Below are 19,788 nucleotides of genomic sequence, written 5' to 3'. Positions count from 1 at the left end.
CGCCCGCATATGTTTACTTTCCCGAACCTCGAACGTAACCTGAGCGCGAAACCACAGACTCGGGCATGAAACGGATACGAAACCACATGTACGCACCGGAGCGTCAGCAGGAGATCCTCCGCCTCGCCCAGGAGAGCGGCCGGGTCGACGTGCTCTCCCTGGCCGAGGAGTTCCAGGTGACTGCCGAGACCGTCCGGCGGGATCTCAAGGCGCTGGACCGGGCGGGGCTGCTGCGCCGGGTGCACGGCGGTGCCATCCCGGTCGGGCGGCTCGACTTCGAGCCCGACCTCGCCGAGCGCGACGCCGTGGCCGCCGGCGAGAAGGACCGCATCGCGCAGGCGGCCCTCGCCGAGCTGCCGGCGGACGGCAACGTGATCATCGACGCCGGGACCACGACGGCCCGGCTCGCCGCGGCCGTCCCCGTCGACGCGGCGCTGACCGTGGTGACGCACGCCCTGCCGGTCGCCGCCCGCCTCGCCGACCACCCGGGCATCGCGCTGCATCTGGTCGGCGGCCGGGTGAGGCACCGGACGCGGGCGGCGGTCGACGCCTGGGCGCTCGGCGCGTACGCCGAGATCAGCGCCGATGTCGTCTTCCTCGCCACCAACGGCTTCTCGCCCGACAGCGGCCTCACCACCCCCGACCTCGCCGAGGCCGCCGTGAAGCGCGCGGTGGTCAAGGCCGCCCGCCGGGTCGTCCTGCTCGCCGACTCGGGCAAGTTCGGGCAGCGGCACTTCGCCCGCTTCGGTGACCTCACCGACGTGGACCTCCTCATCACCGACACCGGCCTCAGCCCCGACGACGCCCGCTCCATCGAGAGCCGGGGCACGGAAGTAGTACGCGCATGATCCTCACCGTCACCCCCAACCCCAGCCTGGACCGGACCTACGAGCTGCCGGACCTGGTCCGCGGCACCGTCCTGCGGGCCACGGCCGACCGCGTCGACCCGGGCGGCAAGGGCGTCAACGTCTCCCGAGCGGTCGCCGCGGCCGGCCACCGCACCGTCGCCGTCGCCCCGATGGGCGGGCCGGAGGGCGCGCTGCTCGCCCGGCTGCTCGGCGAGCACGGCATCGAGGCCGCCGGGGTCCCGGTCACCGGCTCCACCCGGATCAACGTCACGCTCGTCGAACCGGACTCCACCCTGACCAAGATCAACGCCACCGGGCCGGAGCTCAGCGCCGCCGAGGCGGAGGACGTCCTGGAGGCGGTCCGCGCGCGCTCCGCGTCCGCCGACTGGATCGCCTGCTGCGGAAGCCTGCCGCGCGGGCTGCCGCCGCAGTGGTACGCGGAGCTGGTCGCGCGGAGCCACCGGGCCGGGGCGCGGATCGCGCTGGACACCTCCGGTGCGGCGCTGACCGCCGCGCTGCGGGAGGGGCCCGACGTGATCAAGCCCAACGCCCAGGAGCTCGCCGAGGCCGTCGGCCGTCCGCTCGCCACGGTGGGTGACGCGCTGAAGGCGGCGGAGGAGCTGCGTGAGCTGGGCGCCGGGGCGGTGCTGGCCAGTCTGGGGGCCGACGGGCAGCTGCTGGTCGAGGCGTCGGGGGCGTACTTCGCGACGGCCCGCGTGGCGACCGTACGCAGCAACGTCGGCGCCGGGGACGCCTCCCTCGCCGGCTTCCTGACGGCGGGCGGCCAAGGGCCGGGGGCGCTCGTCTCGGCCGTCGCCCACGGGGCGGCGGCGGTACAGCTGGCCGGGAGCCTCATGCCCACCCCGGCCGATCTCGACCCCTCGGCGGTCGCGCTGAGCGCCGGTGTCCCCCGGGACCGCCCGCTGACGGAGCCCGCCCCATGAACGCCCGACGCCCCCCGCACTCCCCGCACTCCCCCGTACGAGCCCGACGCCTTCCATCCCCCCGAGCCGCCGCCCGGCGGTCCCCGAGCAAGGAGCACCGCGATGAGTGAGCTGATCACCGCGGAACTGGTCGACCTCGATCTGTCCGCCACGACGAAGGACGCCGCCGCGAGGTCGCTCGCCGAGCGGATGGTGGGCGCGCAGCGCGTCACCGACCTCGACGGCTTCCTCGCCGATGTCGCCGCCCGCGAGGCGCAGATGCCGACCGGCCTCGACGGCGGGATCGGCATCCCGCACTGCCGGAGCGAGCATGTGAGCGCCCCGACGCTGGCCTTCGGGCGCAGCGCCCGGGGCATCGACTTCGGCGCGGCCGACGGCCCGGCGGACCTCATCTTCCTCATCGCCGCTCCGGCCGGGGCGGACGACGACCATCTGACGATCCTGTCGGGTCTGGCCCGCAGGCTGATGGACCCGGAGTTCACCGCCGCCCTGCGCGCCGGGGACGACCCGGCCGCCGTCGCGGCGCTGATCCGGGGCGAGGAGCCGGCGCCGGAGGCCGAAGCCACGACGCCGATAGCGGCAGCCGAAGAGGCCGCTCCCGCCGAGGACGACGCCCCCTTCCGGATCGTCGCCGTCACCTCCTGCCCCACCGGCATCGCCCACACCTACATGGCCGCCGAGTCCCTGACGGCGGCCGGGCTCGCCGAGGGCGTCGAGGTGACGGTGGAGACCCAGGGGTCGGCCGGCTTCAGCAAGCTGGACCCCGCCGTCATCGCCCGGGCCGACGCGGTCATCTGGGCGCATGACGTCGAGGTGCGGGAGAAGGCCCGCTTCCGGGGCAAGCCGCTCGTGGACGTCGGGGTGAAGGCGGGCATCAACCGGCCCGCCGAGCTGATCGCGGAGGCCCGCCGCAAGGCGGAGCGCGGGGAGGTCGCCGCCGTACCGCAGGGCGGGGACGGGCCGGCGGACGGTGCGGACGGCGGATCGGGTGCGGACAGTGCGCACTTCGGGGTCCGGCTGCGTACGTATCTGATGTCCGGCGTGAGCTACATGGTGCCGTTCGTCGCGGCGGGCGGTCTGCTGATCGCCCTGTCGTTCGCCATCGGCGGCTACGAGATCGCGGACGCCAAGTCGGTCGCCGACCACTTCGTCTGGGGCCAGGCGGACAGCTGGGCCGCGCTGCTCAACCAGATCGGCTCCGCCGCCTTCGGCTTCCTGGTGCCGGTGCTCGCCGGGTACATCGCGTACGGGATGGCCGACCGGCCCGCGCTGGTGCCCGGCTTCGTCGGCGGGGCGATCGCGCTCACCGTCGACGCCGGGTTCCTCGGCGGTCTGGTCGCGGGACTGCTGGCCGGTGCGGTGGTGATGGCCATCCAGCGGGTCCCGGTCCATCCGACGCTGCGCGGGATCATGCCGGTGCTGGTGATCCCGCTGATCGCGTCGGCGGTCGTCGGGTTCCTGATGTTCATCGTGGTCGGCAAGCCGATCGCCGCGCTGCAGAGCGCCCTCACGGACTGGCTGAACGGCCTGTCCGGCTCCAACGCGGTCATCCTCGGTGTCGTCCTCGGCCTGATGATGTGCTTCGACATGGGCGGCCCGCTGAACAAGGTGGCGTACGCGTTCGCGGTCGGCGGTCTCGCCGATCCGACGGACGGCAGCCTCAAGGTGATGGCGGCGGTCATGGCGGCCGGGATGGTCCCGCCGCTGGCGATGGCGCTCGCCACCACCGTACGGAAGAAGCTGTTCACGAAGACCGAGCGGGAGAACGGGCGGGCGGCCTGGGTGCTGGGCGCCTCGTTCATCACCGAGGGCGCGATCCCGTTCGCCGCCGCCGACCCGCTGCGGGTGATCCCGTCGGTGATGGCGGGCGGTGCGGTCACCGGTGCGCTGTCGATGGCCTTCGGGTGCACCCTGCGCGCTCCGCACGGCGGGATCTTCGTCGTCCCGCTGATCGGTGAACCGTTCCTGTACCTGCTGGCGATCGCCGCCGGAACCCTCGTGGCGACCGCGCTGGTCGTCCTGCTCAAGGGCGCCCGCCGCACGGTCCCGGTACCCGCCGACGAGGCGGGGGTCACGGCCGCCGACGCCCGGGTGGGTGTGACCGCCTGACCCGTCGCGCTCAGGGAGTGGGGCACAAGATCTCTGATCTTGTGCCCCATTTCCCTGCTCCCGGCCCGCTTCCCGCCGCTGGATTCGACGGCATGACCGACAGCTGGGACGCGGCGGGTATCACCCGTGCGCGGTGGAGACCCCGTGGCAGCGGCGCTACGTACGCAGGTTCGGCCGGCCCGGGTAGCCGTCAGCGTGCGGAGAAGGTGGCGGGGACGGGCAGGGTGTCCCAGCGGCCGGCCGGCCAGGCGACGACGACAGCCCGGCCGACGACCTCATCGACCGGGACCATGCCCTTGTTGCGGTCGTCGCTGTGGTAGCGGGAGTCCGCCGACGCCTGGCGGTGGTCGCCCATCACCCAGAGCTTGCCCGGCGGGACGGTGACCTTGAAGGTGCCCTTGTCGTCGTTGCTGCACGGGGTGTTGCCGGGGAACACATAGGGCTCGTCCAGCGCCTTGCCGTTGACCTTCACCGGTCCGTCGCCCACACACTCCACGGTGTCACCGGCGACGCCGATCACCCGCTTGATGAGGTCCTTCTCCTCGGCGGACGGCATAACGCCGATGAAACTCAGCACCTTCTGCACGGTGTTGGGCGGGTCGACGGCCACATCGTCGAGCCAGCCGTCCGGGTCGTGGAAGACGACCACCTCGCCCCGTTCCGGCTCGGATCCGAACCACGGGGTCAGCTTGTCGACGAGGACCCGGTCGCCCTTCTGCAGGGTGTTCTGCATGGACTCCGACGGGATGGAGAAGGCCTGGACGAGGAAGGTCTTGATGAGCAGGGCCAGGATCAGGGCGATCCCGACGAGGAGCGGGAGCTCCACCCAGAACGGCCGCTTCTTTCTCGTCCCCGCCCGCCGTGCACCCGCACGCACCATTACGCCGCTCCTCGCCCCGTGTCCCGCGCACCCGCCCCGATGAGGGAACGGATCTTGTCGGGTCACTCTATGGGGCGAGGCGGACGCGGCGGGTCGCGCCTGTCGGCCACGGGGGCCGGGAGACGGGGGCGGAACGCTAGGAGGCGGGGGCGGTGCCGTCCGGCGGGACCGTGGCTCCGTCGCCGGCGCGCACGGCTTCGACGACGCTCTGGTGGAAGGCCCGGCTCTCCTCCTCGGAGGCGCACGGCACGGGGCTGCCCGTCAGGGTGAACCAGTCGGACGAGCCGCTGTACTGCACGGCCACGGACGCCTGGCCGTCGGACCACGTCGTGTGCACCGTGAGGTCTCCGCTCAGGATGCCGGCTTCTTCGGTGCGGACTCCGCCTGTTCCCGCGAAGACACCGCTGGTCGTCCACGATGCCCAGCTCATGACGTGTCGCCTTTCGGACGATGACAAGCCTCTGCGGCGGACTGCTTCCGAGTATGGCACCGCTCCCTGGAGGGTGCACGGGTTGCGGAGGTGCTTCCTCCGCAACCCCGTCTCACGCGCGTTCCCGTACGCCCCGGACGAATGCGGCCTGGCCCGCGTGCTGGAGGTCCTCGGCGATGACGCTGATCAGCCGGACGCCGAGGGTGACCGGGGGCGACCAGGCCTCGTCGACGATGCGGTCGAGGGCGCGGCCGTCCAGTCCGCGGACGAATGCGAGGGTCTGTTCGTGGACGGCGTCGTAGTAGCCGAGGAGCAGGTCGGCGGAGTCGACGCGGACGGCGGCGACCTCGTCGCTGCTGTGCCCGTATCCGGTGGCCTCCTCGTCGAAGGGGAGCCCGAAGCGCTCGGCCCAGCCCTTGGTGAGCCAGACCTGGCCGGTGCCCGCGGCGTCGGCGATGTGGTCGTCCTGGACCCGGGTGAGGTGCCAGATCAGCCAGGAGATCGAGTTCGCTCCGTCGTCGATCCTGGCATTGAGGTCGTCGGCCGAGAGCCCTTCGGCCGCCGCGTGGACCGCTTCCGCGACCCGGTCGAACGCCTCGGCCAGCATGTTCGCACTGTTCATCCGTTCACCTTCGCCTCCTGGCCCGCGCCGACCACGCTCCGACACACGCGCCACCCGCTTAGGATCGGCTCATGGTGCAGAGCAGCGCGGAAGACGTCGACCAGTACCTCGCCGAGCTGCCGGAGGCCCGCCGGGGCGCGCTCACCGAGCTGCGCGCGCTGTGCCGCGCGGAGCTGACGGGGTTCCGGGAGGTGATGGCGTACGGCATGCCCGCCTACGAGCGGGACGGGACCGGCGAGGTCGCCTTCGCCAGCCAGAAGCAGTACATCTCGGTCTATCTTCTGCGCACCGATGTCCGGGAAGCGTTCGCGGACCGGCTGGCCGGCCACGACATGGGCAAGGGCTGCCTCCGCTTCCGTACGCCGGAGAAGATCGACTTCACGCTCGTACGGGATCTGCTGCGGGCGACGGCGGCGACCCCCGGCCCCGCCTGCTGAGCCGGGGCTACCGCAGCCCGTCCAGCCACCGCGTCAGCAGCCGGTTGACCTCGTCGGGGCGCTCCTGCTGGATCCAGTGGCCGCAGCCTTCGAGGATGTGGGCGGCGGACAGGCCGGGGAGGGTGGCCGGGTAGGCGTCGATGGCGTCCGCCATCCAGGTGGTGGAGGCGTCGAGGGAGCCGCCGATGAAGAGGGAGGGCTGGGTGATGGGCGCTCCGTGCCAGGCGGCGAGGTCCTCCCAGTCCCGGTCGACGTTGCGGTAGCGGTTGAGGGCGCCGGTGAGGCCGGAGCGTTCGAACTCCCCGCTGTAGACGTCGAGGTCGGCCTCGGTGAGCCAGGCGGGCAGCGGGCCGGTGGGGAACCGGTCGGCGAGGTGCGCTCCCGGGGGTACGAAGAAGAGCCGGCCGTGCTCCTCGGGGGTGAGGGCGCCGCCGGTCAGCCCGGTGTAGAAGCCGGTGAGCCAGCCGCGTACGTCCCGTTCGATCTCCGCCTCGGCCGGGCCGGGGGCCTGGAAGTAGCTGACGTAGAACTCCTCGTCCCCGCCGATCCGGGCGAAGCCGTCGGTGGGGCGGTGCTCGCCCCGGGGCGCGTAGGGGACGCTGAGCAGGCCCACGGCGGTGAAGACGTCCGGCCGCAGCAGGGCGCTGTTCGCCGCGATGGGCGAGCCCCAGTCGTGGCCGACGACGGTGGCGGTCTCCTCGCCGAGGGCGTGGACGACGGCGGTGTTGTCGGCGACGTGGGCGAGCATCCGGTACGCGTCGGTGGTGGCGGGCTTGGCGGAACGCCCGTACCCGCGTACGTCGATGGCGGCGGCCCGGTATCCGGCGGCGGCGAGCGCGGGGAGCTGGTGGCGCCAGGAGTACCAGGACTCGGGGAAGCCGTGGACGAGGAGGACGAGGGGGCCGGTGCCCTGCTCGACGAGGTGGATGCGGCCGCCGGGGGTGTTCACCAGGCGGTGGACCGCGCCCTTTTCGGCGGGGGTGGTGGGGTCGTCCGTCGGGGGCTGTGGCACGGTTCCTCCTCGGGCGCCCCAGGGGTACGGGGCGGTCGTGACGGTGCGGTCGGACGGCCGGACCGGAGCCCGGCCGCCCGGTCACGATCATTCGGGGGCGTCCGCCGCCCGCACAAGGATCTTTGCCGTAACGGCAAAGGGAGTGCGGGGGGCGGTCAGACGAGCAGCCGCAGGAGGTGCGCGCAGGCGGCTGCCTCGTCCGGGTGGCGGGCGAGGATCTCGTCCCGGCCGCGTTCGTGCGCTCCGGTCTCCCAGCCGCCGTCCGCCGCCCGCCGGACGAAGAGGAAGTCGGGCGGGGTGGGGACCGGCTCGTGGACGCCTTCGATCCGGTAGTAGCCGCCGGGGATCGAGGCCTCCATGAGTGCGGCGTGCAACGCCTGGCGGTTCATGAGGTGTTACGCGGCCGAGGTGAGGTAGCCGTTCTCCAGCAGCCACTTCACGTTGAGCCGCTGGCCCTCGCCCGGGTTCAGGAAGACGGGGTCGAGCTTGATCTGCTGGCCGCCGCCAGGCTGCTCGAACCACGGGGCGATGCTGCCCTGCCAGACCCAGAAGGGCTTGGCCACCTTGTAGACGCGGTAGTCGCAGGGGGTCGCCGCCTCGCGGGTGTTGAGGTTCTGCGGGGGCAGGGCGCGCTCGGCGTAGGCGTCACCGGCCGGGGCCAGGTAGCCGCCGTACTCCGAGCCGAAGCGGTCCAGGCGCTGGCCGGGGCGGAGCTTGGCGGGCTCCTTGTCGATCTCGCCGTTGACCTCGCCGAAGCCGTCGTTGGGCGGGTACTTCCAGCTTCCGGTGTCCGCGGGCCCCTCCCAGTACTTCTTGAGGAAGGCCTGCGGGGAGAGGTCGCCGGTGCGCTGGTAGCCCTTCAGCAGCGGGCCGACCGGGGCGAGGCGCTTGTTCGGCAGCCACTTCGGGCCGAGCCGGGCATCGCCGCGGTATTCGCCGGTGCAGGGTTCGTGCCGCTCGGCGGCGGCCGGGGCGTCCGGCTGCGGGGCGGCGTTGGCGGCGGGGGCGGTGATCAGTCCGGCGGTGATGCCGAGCGCGGCAAGTACGGTACGCATGCGGTTCATTCAGGGATCCCCTCGAACACTGATGATCAATCAGACAGCTGACGAAGGGTAACCGCTCGGCTACCTGGAGCATCCGCGCCATGCCGCTTTCCAGCCAGGACGGGCCGCGTCGACCCCTGAGGGAACAGCACCGCGCCCCGGCCGGGTGGAGCTGGGGCCCGGACGGGGCGCGATGGGCGGAACAGTGCCTGCCGCTAGCTGACGTTGACGTCGATGCAGGCGTAGAAGGCGTTGACGGTGTCCGCGATGTTCCAGACCGCGAGCACCTTCTGCTGACCGGTCTTGTTGCCGAAGTCGACCTGATGGGTGACGGTGGCGCCGGGCTGTGCGCCGCCGTCGTCGAACTCGGCGATCTTCTCGCCGCCGACGAAGTACTGCCAGGTGCTGGTGGAGTGGCGGGCGGTGAGCTTCCACTCGAACTGCTGCGAGCGGTTCACCGGGGTGACCGCCCACCCCTTGGAGTCGTCGTCGAGCTCGGCGAATCCGCTGTTGCCGCCGCTGCAGCTGGTGAGACCCTTGGGGCCCTCGACGCTCTGCGGTTCGTAGCTGATCGAGCCGCAGCTCACCGTGCCGGCGGCACACTGGGCCTGCCTGCTGGGCGGGTTGGAGATGTAGCCGTGGGCGTTGGCGGAGCTCGCCGGGAGGCTCAGGGCGAGGACCGGGGCCAGAACGGCGCCGACGGCGAGGGCGGTCTTCCTCTTCGTGTGCATGCTTCTCCTTCACTTGAGACCGCACCGCACGGTGGCGGGCCGTGGGGGACCCGGCTTCGACGGCGAGGCCTCGTGAGTGTGGGGCCTACGAGGCGCGAAGGGCCACAAGTCCCTTGCCGGACAGGCCTGATGACCGGTGCCGGAAAGGCCTTGCACTTGGCCTAGACCATACTCACCGTCGCGTACGCGTCAAGGGATCGGTACGAGTGGCAGCACGAGGGGCGGGTGGGACGACGACCGGGCGCGGCCCGCGACGGACGGTCACCGCGCCGGTCGCCGGAGCCCATCAGCCCTGGTCGTCGCCGTAGCGGACGGTGACGCGCTCGAAGCCGAGGGAGCCGAGCAGCCCCTTCAGCATGTCCGCGGTGTTCTTCTCCGCCCGGGCGGTCAGCCCGCTCTCCTTCGCCGCCTCACCGATGTGCCGGACGGCCAGCTGGTTGACCGCCTGTTCGCTGCTCGGATTGTCGGAGAAGAGGTCGCCGAGCCGGTCCAGGATGCCGCGCTGCTTGGAGACGGCGTAGGAGCGGTCCGGGTCCAGGGCCGGCTTGCCCAGCACCGCGTGCGGCAGCCGGATCTCGGCCGTGGTGCGGTCCTCGTTGATGACGACCCCGTCCTCGGTGACCTTCCCGAGGTCGACGGAGGCGCCGACGGTGCCCGCGCCGACGAACAGGGTGCGGGTGCCGCGTACCGCGTCGGGCAGGAACTTCGCGTCCTTCTCCAGGTCGACGACGACCTGGAAGTTGCCCGAGGCAGCCTCGTACGCGCTCATGTCCTGGATCGACTTGAGGACCGCGGGGCCGGACCGGTCGTGGGTCTCCTCGCCGAAGAGGCTGTCGAGGCCCGGCAGCAGGCTGAGCTTGCCGGCGGCGAAGATCAGGGCCAGGACGGCGGCGCAGACGCCGACGGCCTTCAACAGGCCCCGCCCGGGACGGGGCGTGGGCTTCTTCCCGCTCTGCGGGGCGGTATCCGTGGTTGCGTCGCTGGACGTCATGGACTGCATGTGACCCCCAGGCGCGTTTTCAACCCATCTCCCGCGCTGAATCAGCCAGTTCGGGTAGACGGATGCAGACGACGGGCCTCAGGCCTTGATCCCCTAAGGGCGGCCGGTCAGCTCCGTCGTGTCGTCGGAGGTCGTCGTGGTGGTCACCGATGTGGTGACGTTGCCGGCGAGGCCGAGAACCAGGAAGAGCACCACGAGCCACTTGCCGGCGCTGCTCATGACCAGCGGCCGGGTGGCGGAGCGGGAGCGTTCCGGTGCCACGGCGAGGTCGTCGTCGCCGAAGAGGCCCTTGGGGTAGGCCGGGGTGAGCATCATGGCGTACGCGGAGAACCGCATCCGGTAGCGCAGGGTGGCCGCGGTCGCCTCGAACAGGGGGCGCGGCATCCGGCCGAGGACCAGCGTGATGACCCACCAGACGAAGCACAGGGCCCACCAGCCGTAGACGGCGAGGCTCTGCACGATCGCCGCCGGGATCATCAGGAAGATCCGGAAGAGGACGGCGGGCCGGTTGAGAGCGGTGGGCCGTACGTCGATCTGGACCGGATAGTCCGGCGGCGGGGTCAGGGCGAAGGGCGGGTAGCGGTCGATCAGCAGCATCTGGCTCGCCGACACGCGCATGTCGTACCCGAGGAACTGGGCGAGGAAGCGGAAGACGGGGTCGGGCAGCCGTCCCAGCACCAGAGCGGCGAACCAGCCCACGATGACGGTGAAGAAGGCGGCGATGTGCAGGAAGAACAGCACGATGAAGTGAGGGATCAGGAGCAGCAGCCGGAAGAAGACGGTCAGCCGGCGCTGGCGGCCGGGCTCGACGATGTCGAGGACGGGCCGGAACTCGTCGGCGTCGGTCTCCTTGCGGCCCGGGCTCCACCGGCCGTCGGCCATGTCGCTCCTCCTCGGCAGGGGATCCGTGCGGCAGCCGCGCGCAGGACATGCCCCCACGCTGCGGCCGCACGGGACGGCCCGCAAACGGCCGCGGCCCGAACGGGTGGAGCGGTCGGGGGCACGGGCAGCCCTTGCCTCTGCCCGTGCCCCCGCCTCTGCCTATGCCCCCGCTACGGTCAGCGCCTGCGCAGGCGGTCCATCAGGGCGCGGCCGGAGCCGGGCTGTCCGGCGTCGGCGGTGGGACGGCCGCTCGAACCCCTGGCCTTCGGCAGGCGCGTGGAGCCGGTCCGCGTCCCGGTCTCGACCGGCTCCTTCGCCTTGGTCGTACCCCGGGCAGGCGTCCCGGCCTTCGTCGCGCCTGTCTTCGTCGTCCCGGTCTTCGTCGTCCCGGTCTTCGTCTTCGCTCCGGCCTTCGTCGCGGTCTTGGCCTTGGTCCGGGAGGGTGTCTCCCTTTCCGCGGCCTTCGGCTCCGCCTGCGGCTCGACCGCCTCGGCCCGCGGAGTGTGTGCGCGCACGTGGTAGCTGTGGCTGATCCGGCGGCCCAGCAGCAGGTAGCCGAGGAGCGCACCCGACGTGTTGAGGATGACGTCGTCGATGTCGAAGGCGCGGCCGGTGACGAGGGCGCCCTGGACCAGTTCCACGAGGACCATGGCGGCCGCGGTCAGCAGCGTCATGCTGATCATCCGCAGGCGGCGCGGCACGAGGAACGGGAGCAGCAGTCCGAAGGGCACGCCCAGCAGCACATTGCCGCCCGCCTGCTTGCACGCGGCGAGGAACGTGTAGTCCTCGGCGTACTGGCGCAGCGACCGGCCCGGCTGGAGATTCGACGTGACGATGTCCTCGGAGGCCGGCGAGGGGGTGAGTGTCACCTTGGCCAGGAGGATGGAGAACGCCACCAGTCCCAGCAGCACCACGGTCAGGACGGTCACCCTCAGCAGCACGCGTGCCCATGCCCCGTGTCGCGTACGGGGGTTCGTCTCTGCAGTCATGGCGGACAGATGCCCCGGCCGGGCCGGAAAACACCCGGGTGGGCGTCCGGGCCCGAAAATCACCCGGCCACCCGGTGCCGCCTGCGACGATGGATCTCATGAGTGCACGTGAGAAGAAGGATCAGCTGGCCGAGACCGACCGGCTGCGCCAAGAGGGCCGGGCCGAGGAGGCACGTGAGCGGCTGCTCGCCCTGACCGCCGAGTTCCCCGACGACGCGGAGGTGGCCTACCGGACGGCGTGGGTCCATGACGTCCTGGGCCTGGAGACCGAGGCGGTGGCGTACTACGAGCGCAGCGTGGCGGGAACGGGGCTCGGCGCGGAGGACCGGCGGGGGGCGCTGCTGGGCCTCGGCAGTACCTATCGGGTGCTGGGGCGGTACGGGCAGGCCGTGGAGACGCTGCGCCGGGGCGTCGAGGAGTTCCCGGACGACGGGGCGCTCCAGACGTTCCTGGCGATGGCGCTGTTCAACACGGAGGAGCACCACGAGGCGATGCAGCTGCTGCTGCGGGTGGTGGCGTCGACCAGTGAGGACCGGCACGTCCAGCAGTACCGGCCGGCCATCGAGCACTACGCCAAGGACCTCCACGAGACCATGTGACCGGGCGCGCCGCATCCAGCGCGGCGCGCGGCACCGGAGCGCGTGCGTACCGAGAATGCTCGCGTGCACTCCCCTCCCCCGCCCCCGTCCCCCTCTTCCGTCGCGTCACGGGCCGACGCCTCTTCCCGGCGCGCCGGGTGGGCGCTGCTGCTCCTGTCCGCGGCTTCCGGGGCTGCGGACGCGTTCGCCTTCCTCTGTGTGGGCCAGGTCTTCGCGGGGGTGATGACCGGGAATCTGGTCCTGCTGGGTGCCTCGGCGGCCGGGGCGGGCGAGGACGGTGTGGCGCAGCGGGTGGTCACCGCCCTGGCGGCGTACGCGTGCGGGGTGGCGGCCGGGACGCTGATGGCCGGACTCCCCCTGGGTCTGACGCTGCTGACCGAGTCGGTACTGCTCGGGGTGGCGGCCGCGCTGTGGGGGTTCGGGCTGGTCGCGTCGTACGGTGACCGGCTCGGGCTGCTGGCCCTGGTGTCGCTGGCGATGGGCGTCCAGGGGCGGGTCCGGGTGACGCCGACGAACTATTTCACCGGGACCCTCACCTCGCTCGCCGGCCGTGCGGCGGCGCGCCGGCTGGAGCCGGGGGACGGCTGGGTGCTGGGCCGGCTGGGGGCGGTGGTGGCCGGGGCGGCGCTCGCGGCGCTGACGGAGCGGTGGTGGAGCCCCGGGGCCGCGCTGGGTGCGGTGGTCCTGGTGGCGGGTGCGACGGTTCTCGAGACCGGGTGGCGCGGGGGCCGGAACACGGGGAAGCCCCGGCCGGATCGGGGGAATCCAGCCGGGGCGGCCTGAGTGCGGGCGTGAAGGGCGGTCGCCTCTCGGCGAGGGGCTCCATGGGGCTTCGGCTGTGCGAACTTTCCCCATGGGCTGTGGTGAGGCCCGGGGACACTGTCCCCCTCACACCCACGTATAGATGAACGATAAACCATCTCGGACTGTTCCCGGGAACCCGCCCCCGCGGATGTGATCCACGGCACGGAATCCCCGGTTCCGGCGCCGGTCGGGACCGGCGACGGTCAGCTCCGGGACGCCTCGTCGGTGCCGTAACGACGCCGGAACCGCTCCACGCGGCCGGCCGTGTCGAGCACCTGACGGCGCCCGGTGTAGAACGGGTGGCTCGCCGACGAGGTCTCCACGTCGATGACGGGGTAGGTGTTGCCGTCCTCCCAGGTCACGCGCGCGCCGGAGTCGGCGGTCGAGTGGGTCAGGAAGGCGACGTCCGCCGCTCGGTCGCGGAAGACCACGGGGCGGGAGACGGGGTGGATACGGGGCTTCATGGATGCGTTCCTTCCTCACCGACGGCGTCGGCGGCGACAGGTGCGGTGGCGGTGACGGTGACGTGCGGGTTTCCTCCGCGCGATCCGGTCAGCGGGTTTCGCGGAAGAGGACGTGCTGCCCGGCGGCGGCGTCGAACTTGCGCAGCTCCAGCCGGTCGGGGGTGTTGCGGCGGTTCTTGCGGGTCACGTAGCTGCTCCCCGTTCCGGCGGTGGACCGGAGGGTCACGACGGGCCTGAGTTCGTTGCGTGCCATGGGCGCCTCCCGTGATGCTCGACGACCCCACTCCCGTAACGGGAATGGGATTCGTTTTCGTTCTGATGGGGTAACGCGACCCGCCCCGTCTCCATTCCCGGGCCGGAGAGCCCCGCCCCCAGCGGCTCTCAGAGCCGCGTCCGACCCTCGTACGTTCCGCGCTCCACGGCCTCCGTGGCCGCCAGGAAGCGAGCTGCCTCCTTCTCCCCGGCACGCCAGGACGGGCCGACCAGTCCGCTCAGCGCGACCAGCCGGAAGATCAGGGCCCGGATCAGCATCTGGCGCCAGCGGGGGTCGGCTCCCCCGCCGACGAGGAGGCCGGGGGCGGGCTCGTACCAGAGCAGGCCGTCGCCGATGACCACGGCCTCCGCATAGAGGGGTGGGCGCCAGTAGGGGGAGAAGTCGATGACGACGGGGTCCTGGCCGGGCGCGAAGAGCACATTGCCCGTGAGGTCGCCGTGGACGATCTGCGCCGCCGCCTCCACGGGCCGCCGCAGGGACAGCAGGCGGGCGAACGGTTCGGCGAGCTCCTGGACCACGGCGGTCTCCTCCTCACCCCAGGCGATCCGGTCGGCCACCGCCCACGGGTGGGTCCGGCGGTCGAGGAAGGCGGGGCGGGGCAGCTCGCGCAGGGCGGCATGGAAGGCGCGTCCGGTGGCGACGACCCCGGGCCACTGCCTGCTGGGGCCGGGGCGGCCTTCGGTGAACTCGGCGGCCGTCCAGCCCTCGACCACGGCGTCCCCTCCGGCCGACCGCAGCGGCCGCGGCACACGGAAGCCGGCACCCCGGGGCAGCCGCTCGAAGACGGACGCGGCCCACTCCGACTCGCCCTCGGTTCCCTCCGCGGGTTTCAGGACGGCCCCGCCGACCCGCACGCTGCGCCCCTGACCGCCGGTCAGCGGCTCGGGGACGCCGCGCACGCCGAAGGCGTCGAGGACGGACCGCGGGGGAAGGATGACACTCGGCTGCTCGGGCATGCGAGGCATCCTGCCGGGCGGCCCGGTCGCGCGCACGCGCATTCCCTGTCAGCCCGCTCACCGCGGCCGCCTATGCCACGGGGAAGGGCCAACACCCCTCAACCGTACGCCCGTTCGGAGGCTCGCCCGTCGTGTGCAGCCGGTGGCATATGCCAGAAGCAACAACGCATCGAGTGTGGTCGAATCCCTTACGGGCCGCCGCAGCCTGTGCGACAGTCGAGAGCGGCCGACCCCTGAGACCCGGCCGCACCGCGCCTGTATCGGAGTACGAGATGCCGTCCCATCTGTTCGCGGACCGCCCCGCACCACAGCCCCCCGCGCACGATGCCGTCGACGCCTTGATCCACCGTGCGCGCCGACTGCGCGGAGATGTGGAAGCCGTGGGACGGAACGCGGCGGTGACCGACGAGGACGACCCCCAGGCGCGCTGGCAGCGCGCCCTGTGCGACCTGGCCGTCCAGCACCTCGACAACCTCGACCAGCATCTGGGTCAGCTCAAGGCCGGCCCGCCGGCCCAGCGCTCGGCGGACCGGGACGACCGCGTGAGCGCGGACGGCGCGTCGGCCGGCTCCTCGGCGAACCGGGTGGGCAGCGCCGAATGGAACCTCCTCACCGACGAGGTCAGCTGGTCGGAGGAGTTGTACGAGATCTTCGGCCGGCCTCCCGGTTCACCTCCCCTCTCCCTGGACGACCTGCCGTCCGTCCTGTTCCCCGACGACCAGCCGAAGCTGACCTCGATGGTGACGGGCTGTCTGGTGGACGGGCAGCCGATGGACGGGGAGTTCCGGATCGTGCGCCCCGACGGCCAGGTGCGCACGCTGCACATGACGGGCGAACCGGTCCTCGACTCCGAGGGCTGCACCGCCTCCATGTGGGCCGTGCTCCGGGACATCGGCGAGCTGCGCCGCGGCGAGGAGAGCGTCAGCCGGAACCGGGACTCGGCCCGGCGCGACGAGCCCGTCGAGCGCCCGCGGCACCGGACGGCCACCGAGGTCCAGGAGACCGTGCTGCCCCCGTGGCGCGGTTCGCTCCTCCTTCCGGCCGGGGGGCCCGGCGCCCTCGACATCGCCGCCCACCACCTCCCCTCCGCGGCCGGCGGCCTCATCGGCGGCGACTGGTACGACGCGATGGAGCTGCCGGACGGCCGGACCCTGCTGAGCGTCGGCGACCTGTCCGGGCACGGCCTCCCCGCCACCTCGGCCCTGGCCATGATGCTCGGCGCGCTGCGCGGCATGGCCGTCGCCGGTATCGAGCCGGGCGCCCTGATGGGTCACCTCGACCACCTCCTCGAAACATCGGTGCGGTCCGCCCTGGGCAGCGCGCTGTGCTGCCGCTTCGACCCGGCGACCGGCCTCCTCTCCTGGGCGCAGGCGGGACACCCCGCACCCCTGCTCTTCCGCGACGGAACGGGGCGCCGACTGCCGCTCCCCGAGGGGGCGTTGCTCGGTGCCGCCTCCCCTGTCGCCTACGAGCAGGACGAGGTGCGCCTGCTCCCCGGCGACGTGCTCGTGCTGCACACGGACGGCCTGACGCGGCGCGGCGACCGGGGTGCGGGCCCGGAGCAACTGCTCGCCCTCGCCCACCGGTTCGCCCAGGCCCGTGACGCACAGGAGTGCGTGCGGGGCGTGGTCGAGGAGTTCGGCGGGGCCGAGCGCCTGGACGACGCGTGTGTGCTGGTCGCCCGGATCGGGGCGTGAGGAAGCGCGGGACCGGTGTTCAGAGCGGCCGGGGCGTCATGACGGTGGGCGCGCACGGCGGTTACGGCCTCCGCCGGCGTGCATGTACGGGGATCAGGCCTGCGTACCCCTGGGCTTGTGGGCGACCGGGCTCTGCGGCAACGAGAGCTCGATCTGCTTGCGGAGGTCCTGGATCTTGGCGTAACCCTCGAACTGGCCGGTGAGCCGGTACATTTCGCGCAGCCGGTCCCAGGTGCGGTGCGAGGAGGTCTCCCCCATCGACACGAGGGCGAGCCGGGCGTACCGGTCGCCCTGTTCGGGGTCGTTGGCGATGAAGCAGGCCGAGGCGAGTGAGATGTGGTCGAAGAGCTTGGACCGCTGACGGCCGTTGACCCGCAACTCCAGGGCTTGCTTGGCGTGGCGCTGGGCGATGACGGCGGCGGCCGGGTCGTGCTCGGCCAGGGTGCGGAACGCCAGGGCCTGCATGCCGTGCAGATCGGCCTCGTCGAACATCTGCATCCAGCTCGGCGCCGGCACGTCGCCCTTGTCCGAGACGAAGAGCTCCTCCGCCTCGCCGAGGGTGCGCCGCATGGCCTGGCCCTTGCCCATCGCCGCCTGTGCCCAGGCCTCGATGGTGCGCAGCATCGCCTGCGTGCGGGGCAGGGTCTCGTCGCCCGAGCCGGATTTCGCCAGCTTCATCAGGTCGAGGGCGTCGTCGGGGCGCCCCAGGTGGACCATCTGGCGTGCGGCGCGGGAGAGCGCCTCACCGGCGCGGGGCCGGTCGCCGCCCTCCCTGGCCGCGTGGGCGGCGATGACGAAGTACTTCTGGGCGGTGGGTTCGAGGCCGACGTCGTGGGACATCCAGCCCGCGAGTACGGCGAGGTTGGCGGCGACGCCCCACAGACGGCGCTGGAGATGGTCGGGGTGGCGGTAGGCGAGCATGCCGCCCACCTCGTTGAGCTGGCCCACGACGGCCTTGCGCTGGAGGCCGCCGCCGCGGGAGGCGTCCCAGGCGCGGAACACCTCGACCGAGTGCTCCAGGGCCTCGATCTCCTCGGAGCCCACGGGCGCGGCCTCGTACCGGTCGAAACCGGCGGGGTCGGCGTGCTGGGGATCGTTGGCGCGTGGCGCGTCGGCCGCGGAAGCGGGGCTGCTGCGCAGCCAGTCGTACATGGGGCCGGCGATGGTTGAGCCGGCGGCGAGCGCGGCGCCCGCGCCCACCATGCCGCGTCGGTTGAGCATGAGGTCCATTCCCGTGAATTCGGTGAGGACCGCTGCCGTCCGTTCGGGCGCCCACGGCAGTTGATCGGGGTCGTGTTCCTTCCCCGCGTCACGCCGTTTCCCCACACGCCCGCGCCGGCCGAACCCGAGGTCCTCGATGGTCACGACACGGCCGAGCCGCTCGGTGAACAGGGCTGCCAGCACTTCGGGCACGGGATCACGGGGGGACTCCCCCATGTCGATCCAGCGCCTGACCCGCGAGGTGTCGGTGGCCAGCTGCGGGTGGCCCATGGCCGCCGCCTGCCGGTTCACCATTCTCGCGAGTTCGCCCTTGGACCAGCCGGCCAGGCCGAACAGGTCAGAAAGGCGGGTGTTGGGTTCTCCGGTCACGTCAAGCCCCCAGGTTCTCGGCTGACTTGACACTAACCCCCTGTCAGATGCGCTGTGACTATTCGCCAGGGTTCGCCAGGGTCCGCCAGATGGTCTGCCACCCGTGACCCGGTGTCAGGTAGGAAAGCGCCACCCCGCCCGGCAGCCCTAGGTACTCCCCAGGGTGCCGAACGGCCGTCGGCCGGGTTGGCGCACGTAACTTGTCGGCGCACGAAGGGATCTGTCTCGCCCATGTACACAGCATCGTCCTCCGTGTCCGCCCCGCCCCGGCCGCTCCGTCCCATGGGGACGGGCGGCGGGCCGTATCTCGCCCCCCACGCCGGCGCGCCGGCGCAGGGTCTGGGCCGGACCCGGCGGGCGGCGGGACCGGGTGCCGGACCTCTCAGCGGACGCATCGACCTCTCCGGGCCGCAGGGCGCGCAGGTGCGGATGGCCATCGCCTCCGTGCAGCGCATCTGCCCCGAGTTCAACCCGGTCCAGGTGCTGCGGCGCAGCGGCCGTTCGGTCCTGATCGTGGGCACCACCGGGCGGGCCACCGCCGTGGCGAAGTGTTTACTGGACCACTCCCCCGCCTGGACCGAGCGGTTCCAGCACGAAATAGCGGCATACCGCGCGTTCGTCCGGCACCGGCCCCCGGTTCGGGTGCCCCGGCTGATCGCGGCGGACCCGGAGAACTGCACGCTGGTGATCGAGCGGATGCCCGGCCGGGTGGCCGCGCTGACCCGGCACCCGGCGGAGGCGCCACCGCGGGCCGACATCCGTGCGGCGCTCGGTGCGATCGCCCGGGTGAACGCCTGGCGGCCGCCGCCCGGGCTGTTCGAGGCGCCGCTGGACTACGCCTCGCGCATCTCCCGCTACCACGAGCTCGGCCTGTTCACCGACCGTGACCTGGGCGATCTGCAGAAGCTTCTGCACGGTCTGGCCCAGGCGGGCGGCCGCCAGGGCATGGGCCAGTTCTGCCACGGTGACGCGCTGCTCTCCAACATCCTGCTGTCCCCGACCGGTCCGGTGCTGGTCGACTGGGAGCACGCGGGCTGGTATCTGCCGGGCTACGACCTGGCCACCCTGTGGGCGGTGCTCGGTGACGCCCCGGTGGCGCGACGCCAGATCAGCCAGCTGGCGCAGGCCAGGGGGCCGGCCGCGCGGGACGCGTTCCTGGTGAACCTGATGCTCGTCCTGACCCGGGAGATCCGAAACTACGAGACGGCCGTGCAGCGCACCATGCGCGAGGCGCCCGCCGTGGGCGCGGGCCAGGACCGGCCGGGGGCGCTCTCCTCGGGCGAGGAGCAGCGGCTGCTGCTGCGCAGGCTGCACGACGACTGCGCGATGGCGCGGCGGGCGGTGCGGGCGGCGGTCGGGACGCGCTGATCGCGCACGCGTGATCAGCGCCGACGACGCGGCCGCGTGGGTCTGCGGGGGAAGGCGGGTGGGCCGCCTTCCCCCGCAGACCCACGACGAAGAAACCACTGTGTAAGAC

Annotated in this window: 22 protein-coding genes; 8 read left to right on the top strand and 14 right to left on the bottom strand. The window is 72.5% G+C overall.

The window, feature by feature from the left end:
- Positions 1-86: 86 nt before the first annotated feature.
- The 3 genes from R2B67_RS35305 to R2B67_RS35295 all read left to right on the top strand — a co-directional run bounded on the left by R2B67_RS35305 (position 87) and on the right by R2B67_RS35295 (position 3,901).
- Positions 87-848 (top strand): DeoR/GlpR family DNA-binding transcription regulator, encoded by a 762-nt coding sequence (locus R2B67_RS35305; RefSeq protein ID WP_317825047.1) that lies wholly within the window; start codon positions 87-89, stop codon positions 846-848.
- Positions 845-1,792 (top strand): 1-phosphofructokinase, encoded by a 948-nt coding sequence (pfkB, locus tag R2B67_RS35300; protein WP_317824661.1) that lies wholly within the window; start codon positions 845-847, stop codon positions 1,790-1,792. Before R2B67_RS35305 ends, pfkB begins: the two co-directional genes overlap by 4 nt.
- 102 nt (positions 1,793-1,894) lie before the next feature.
- Entirely contained in the window at positions 1,895-3,901 is a 2,007-nt protein-coding gene (locus R2B67_RS35295) for a PTS fructose transporter subunit IIABC (RefSeq protein ID WP_317824660.1), read from the top strand.
- Between the two features lie 190 nt (positions 3,902-4,091).
- Here the strand turns inward: R2B67_RS35295 and lepB are convergent, their stop codons facing one another.
- From lepB to R2B67_RS35280, 3 genes are all read right to left on the bottom strand, one after another.
- Positions 4,092-4,781: a signal peptidase I gene (gene lepB, locus R2B67_RS35290; protein WP_018515132.1), complete on the bottom strand. Its 690-nt coding sequence runs from the start codon at positions 4,779-4,781 to the stop codon at positions 4,092-4,094.
- Between the two features lie 136 nt (positions 4,782-4,917).
- Positions 4,918-5,211, bottom strand: a complete 294-nt coding sequence (locus R2B67_RS35285; RefSeq protein WP_317824659.1) for a hypothetical protein — start codon at positions 5,209-5,211, stop codon at positions 4,918-4,920.
- A gap of 112 nt (positions 5,212-5,323) precedes the next feature.
- Positions 5,324-5,833, bottom strand: coding sequence for a mycothiol transferase (locus tag R2B67_RS35280; RefSeq protein WP_018515127.1), 510 nt, complete (start codon positions 5,831-5,833; stop codon positions 5,324-5,326).
- Between the two features lie 71 nt (positions 5,834-5,904).
- On the opposite strand from R2B67_RS35280, the gene R2B67_RS35275 reads away from it, so the two are divergent.
- Positions 5,905-6,270: an iron chaperone gene (locus tag R2B67_RS35275; RefSeq protein WP_018515126.1), complete on the top strand. Its 366-nt coding sequence runs from the start codon at positions 5,905-5,907 to the stop codon at positions 6,268-6,270.
- A gap of 7 nt (positions 6,271-6,277) precedes the next feature.
- Here the strand turns inward: R2B67_RS35275 and R2B67_RS35270 are convergent, their stop codons facing one another.
- From R2B67_RS35270 to R2B67_RS35240, 7 genes are all read right to left on the bottom strand, one after another.
- Positions 6,278-7,282, bottom strand: a complete 1,005-nt coding sequence (locus R2B67_RS35270) for an alpha/beta fold hydrolase (RefSeq protein WP_317824658.1) — start codon at positions 7,280-7,282, stop codon at positions 6,278-6,280.
- Between the two features lie 155 nt (positions 7,283-7,437).
- The gene (locus tag R2B67_RS35265; RefSeq protein ID WP_317824657.1) at positions 7,438-7,671 is read right to left on the bottom strand and encodes a hypothetical protein; all 234 of its coding nucleotides are present in this window, start codon (positions 7,669-7,671) and stop codon (positions 7,438-7,440) included.
- A 6-nt stretch (positions 7,672-7,677) separates the two neighbouring features.
- Entirely contained in the window at positions 7,678-8,346 is a 669-nt protein-coding gene (locus R2B67_RS35260; protein WP_317824656.1) for a TNT domain-containing protein, read from the bottom strand.
- A gap of 194 nt (positions 8,347-8,540) precedes the next feature.
- Complete coding sequence (locus R2B67_RS35255) at positions 8,541-9,056, bottom strand: lytic polysaccharide monooxygenase auxiliary activity family 9 protein (RefSeq protein ID WP_030566051.1); 516 nt, start codon at positions 9,054-9,056, stop codon at positions 8,541-8,543.
- 286 nt (positions 9,057-9,342) lie between these two features.
- Positions 9,343-10,047, bottom strand: coding sequence for a DUF4230 domain-containing protein (locus tag R2B67_RS35250; RefSeq protein ID WP_317824655.1), 705 nt, complete (start codon positions 10,045-10,047; stop codon positions 9,343-9,345).
- A gap of 102 nt (positions 10,048-10,149) precedes the next feature.
- Positions 10,150-10,938, bottom strand: a complete 789-nt coding sequence (locus R2B67_RS35245; RefSeq protein ID WP_317824654.1) for a DUF4389 domain-containing protein — start codon at positions 10,936-10,938, stop codon at positions 10,150-10,152.
- 176 nt (positions 10,939-11,114) lie between these two features.
- Positions 11,115-11,879, bottom strand: coding sequence for a VanZ family protein (locus R2B67_RS35240; RefSeq protein ID WP_317824653.1), 765 nt, complete (start codon positions 11,877-11,879; stop codon positions 11,115-11,117).
- 146 nt (positions 11,880-12,025) lie between these two features.
- Here R2B67_RS35240 and R2B67_RS35235 point away from each other — a divergent pair, with 146 nt between their 5' ends.
- Both R2B67_RS35235 and R2B67_RS35230 read left to right on the top strand, forming a co-directional pair.
- Entirely contained in the window at positions 12,026-12,526 is a 501-nt protein-coding gene (locus R2B67_RS35235; RefSeq protein WP_317824652.1) for a tetratricopeptide repeat protein, read from the top strand.
- A gap of 147 nt (positions 12,527-12,673) precedes the next feature.
- Positions 12,674-13,309, top strand: a complete 636-nt coding sequence (locus tag R2B67_RS35230) for a DUF1275 family protein (RefSeq protein WP_317825046.1) — start codon at positions 12,674-12,676, stop codon at positions 13,307-13,309.
- Between the two features lie 224 nt (positions 13,310-13,533).
- Here R2B67_RS35230 and R2B67_RS35225 read toward each other — a convergent pair whose 3' ends face one another.
- From R2B67_RS35225 to R2B67_RS35215, 3 genes are all read right to left on the bottom strand, one after another.
- Entirely contained in the window at positions 13,534-13,794 is a 261-nt protein-coding gene (locus tag R2B67_RS35225) for a type B 50S ribosomal protein L31 (RefSeq protein WP_317824651.1), read from the bottom strand.
- 88 nt (positions 13,795-13,882) lie between these two features.
- Positions 13,883-14,047 (bottom strand): 50S ribosomal protein L33, encoded by a 165-nt coding sequence (gene rpmG, locus R2B67_RS35220; RefSeq protein ID WP_018515115.1) that lies wholly within the window; start codon positions 14,045-14,047, stop codon positions 13,883-13,885.
- 128 nt (positions 14,048-14,175) lie between these two features.
- A complete protein-coding gene (locus R2B67_RS35215) occupies positions 14,176-15,024 on the bottom strand; it encodes a phosphotransferase (RefSeq protein WP_317824650.1) in 849 nt (282 codons plus the stop codon).
- A 272-nt stretch (positions 15,025-15,296) separates the two neighbouring features.
- Between R2B67_RS35215 and R2B67_RS35210 the strand changes: the two genes are divergently transcribed.
- The gene (locus R2B67_RS35210; RefSeq protein WP_317824649.1) at positions 15,297-16,721 is read left to right on the top strand and encodes a PP2C family protein-serine/threonine phosphatase; all 1,425 of its coding nucleotides are present in this window, start codon (positions 15,297-15,299) and stop codon (positions 16,719-16,721) included.
- Positions 16,722-16,814: 93 nt separating this feature from the next.
- On the opposite strand, the gene R2B67_RS35205 is transcribed toward R2B67_RS35210, so the two are convergent.
- Positions 16,815-18,311 (bottom strand): DNA-binding protein NsdB, encoded by a 1,497-nt coding sequence (locus R2B67_RS35205; protein WP_317824648.1) that lies wholly within the window; start codon positions 18,309-18,311, stop codon positions 16,815-16,817.
- Positions 18,312-18,542: 231 nt separating this feature from the next.
- Here R2B67_RS35205 and R2B67_RS35200 point away from each other — a divergent pair, with 231 nt between their 5' ends.
- On the top strand, positions 18,543-19,679 hold the full coding sequence (locus R2B67_RS35200) for an aminoglycoside phosphotransferase family protein (protein WP_026242034.1): 1,137 nt from the start codon (positions 18,543-18,545) through the stop codon (positions 19,677-19,679).
- The last annotated feature ends 109 nt before the right edge of the window (positions 19,680-19,788 follow it).

Source organism: Streptomyces cyaneofuscatus (genome assembly GCF_033109485.1).
In the GTDB taxonomy this organism is placed as follows: Bacteria; Actinomycetota; Actinomycetes; order Streptomycetales; family Streptomycetaceae; genus Streptomyces; species Streptomyces cyaneofuscatus.
The sequence above is the reverse complement of the archived record's forward strand: the minus strand, read 5'-3'. Positions and strand labels throughout refer to the sequence as shown.

Excerpts from the sequence above, each read along its gene's own strand:
- rpmG (WP_018515115.1), bottom strand. The coding sequence starts at position 14,047 with ATGGCACGCAACGAACTCAGGCCCGTCGTGACCCTCCGGTCCACCGCC.
- R2B67_RS35305 (WP_317825047.1), top strand. The coding sequence starts at position 87 with ATGTACGCACCGGAGCGTCAGCAGGAGATCCTCCGCCTCGCCCAGGAG.
- R2B67_RS35285 (WP_317824659.1), bottom strand. The coding sequence starts at position 5,211 with ATGAGCTGGGCATCGTGGACGACCAGCGGTGTCTTCGCGGGAACAGGC.
- R2B67_RS35265 (WP_317824657.1), bottom strand. The coding sequence starts at position 7,671 with ATGAACCGCCAGGCGTTGCACGCCGCACTCATGGAGGCCTCGATCCCC.
- R2B67_RS35255 (WP_030566051.1), bottom strand. The coding sequence starts at position 9,056 with ATGCACACGAAGAGGAAGACCGCCCTCGCCGTCGGCGCCGTTCTGGCC.
- R2B67_RS35250 (WP_317824655.1), bottom strand. The coding sequence starts at position 10,047 with ATGACGTCCAGCGACGCAACCACGGATACCGCCCCGCAGAGCGGGAAG.
- R2B67_RS35280 (WP_018515127.1), bottom strand. The coding sequence starts at position 5,833 with ATGAACAGTGCGAACATGCTGGCCGAGGCGTTCGACCGGGTCGCGGAA.
- R2B67_RS35210 (WP_317824649.1), top strand. The coding sequence starts at position 15,297 with ATGCCGTCCCATCTGTTCGCGGACCGCCCCGCACCACAGCCCCCCGCG.
- R2B67_RS35295 (WP_317824660.1), top strand. The coding sequence starts at position 1,895 with ATGAGTGAGCTGATCACCGCGGAACTGGTCGACCTCGATCTGTCCGCC.
- R2B67_RS35275 (WP_018515126.1), top strand. The coding sequence starts at position 5,905 with ATGGTGCAGAGCAGCGCGGAAGACGTCGACCAGTACCTCGCCGAGCTG.
- R2B67_RS35215 (WP_317824650.1), bottom strand. The coding sequence starts at position 15,024 with ATGCCCGAGCAGCCGAGTGTCATCCTTCCCCCGCGGTCCGTCCTCGAC.
- lepB (WP_018515132.1), bottom strand. The coding sequence starts at position 4,781 with ATGGTGCGTGCGGGTGCACGGCGGGCGGGGACGAGAAAGAAGCGGCCG.
- pfkB (WP_317824661.1), top strand. The coding sequence starts at position 845 with ATGATCCTCACCGTCACCCCCAACCCCAGCCTGGACCGGACCTACGAG.
- R2B67_RS35235 (WP_317824652.1), top strand. The coding sequence starts at position 12,026 with ATGAGTGCACGTGAGAAGAAGGATCAGCTGGCCGAGACCGACCGGCTG.
- R2B67_RS35260 (WP_317824656.1), bottom strand. The coding sequence starts at position 8,346 with ATGAACCGCATGCGTACCGTACTTGCCGCGCTCGGCATCACCGCCGGA.
- R2B67_RS35225 (WP_317824651.1), bottom strand. The coding sequence starts at position 13,794 with ATGAAGCCCCGTATCCACCCCGTCTCCCGCCCCGTGGTCTTCCGCGAC.
- R2B67_RS35200 (WP_026242034.1), top strand. The coding sequence starts at position 18,543 with ATGTACACAGCATCGTCCTCCGTGTCCGCCCCGCCCCGGCCGCTCCGT.
- R2B67_RS35245 (WP_317824654.1), bottom strand. The coding sequence starts at position 10,938 with ATGGCCGACGGCCGGTGGAGCCCGGGCCGCAAGGAGACCGACGCCGAC.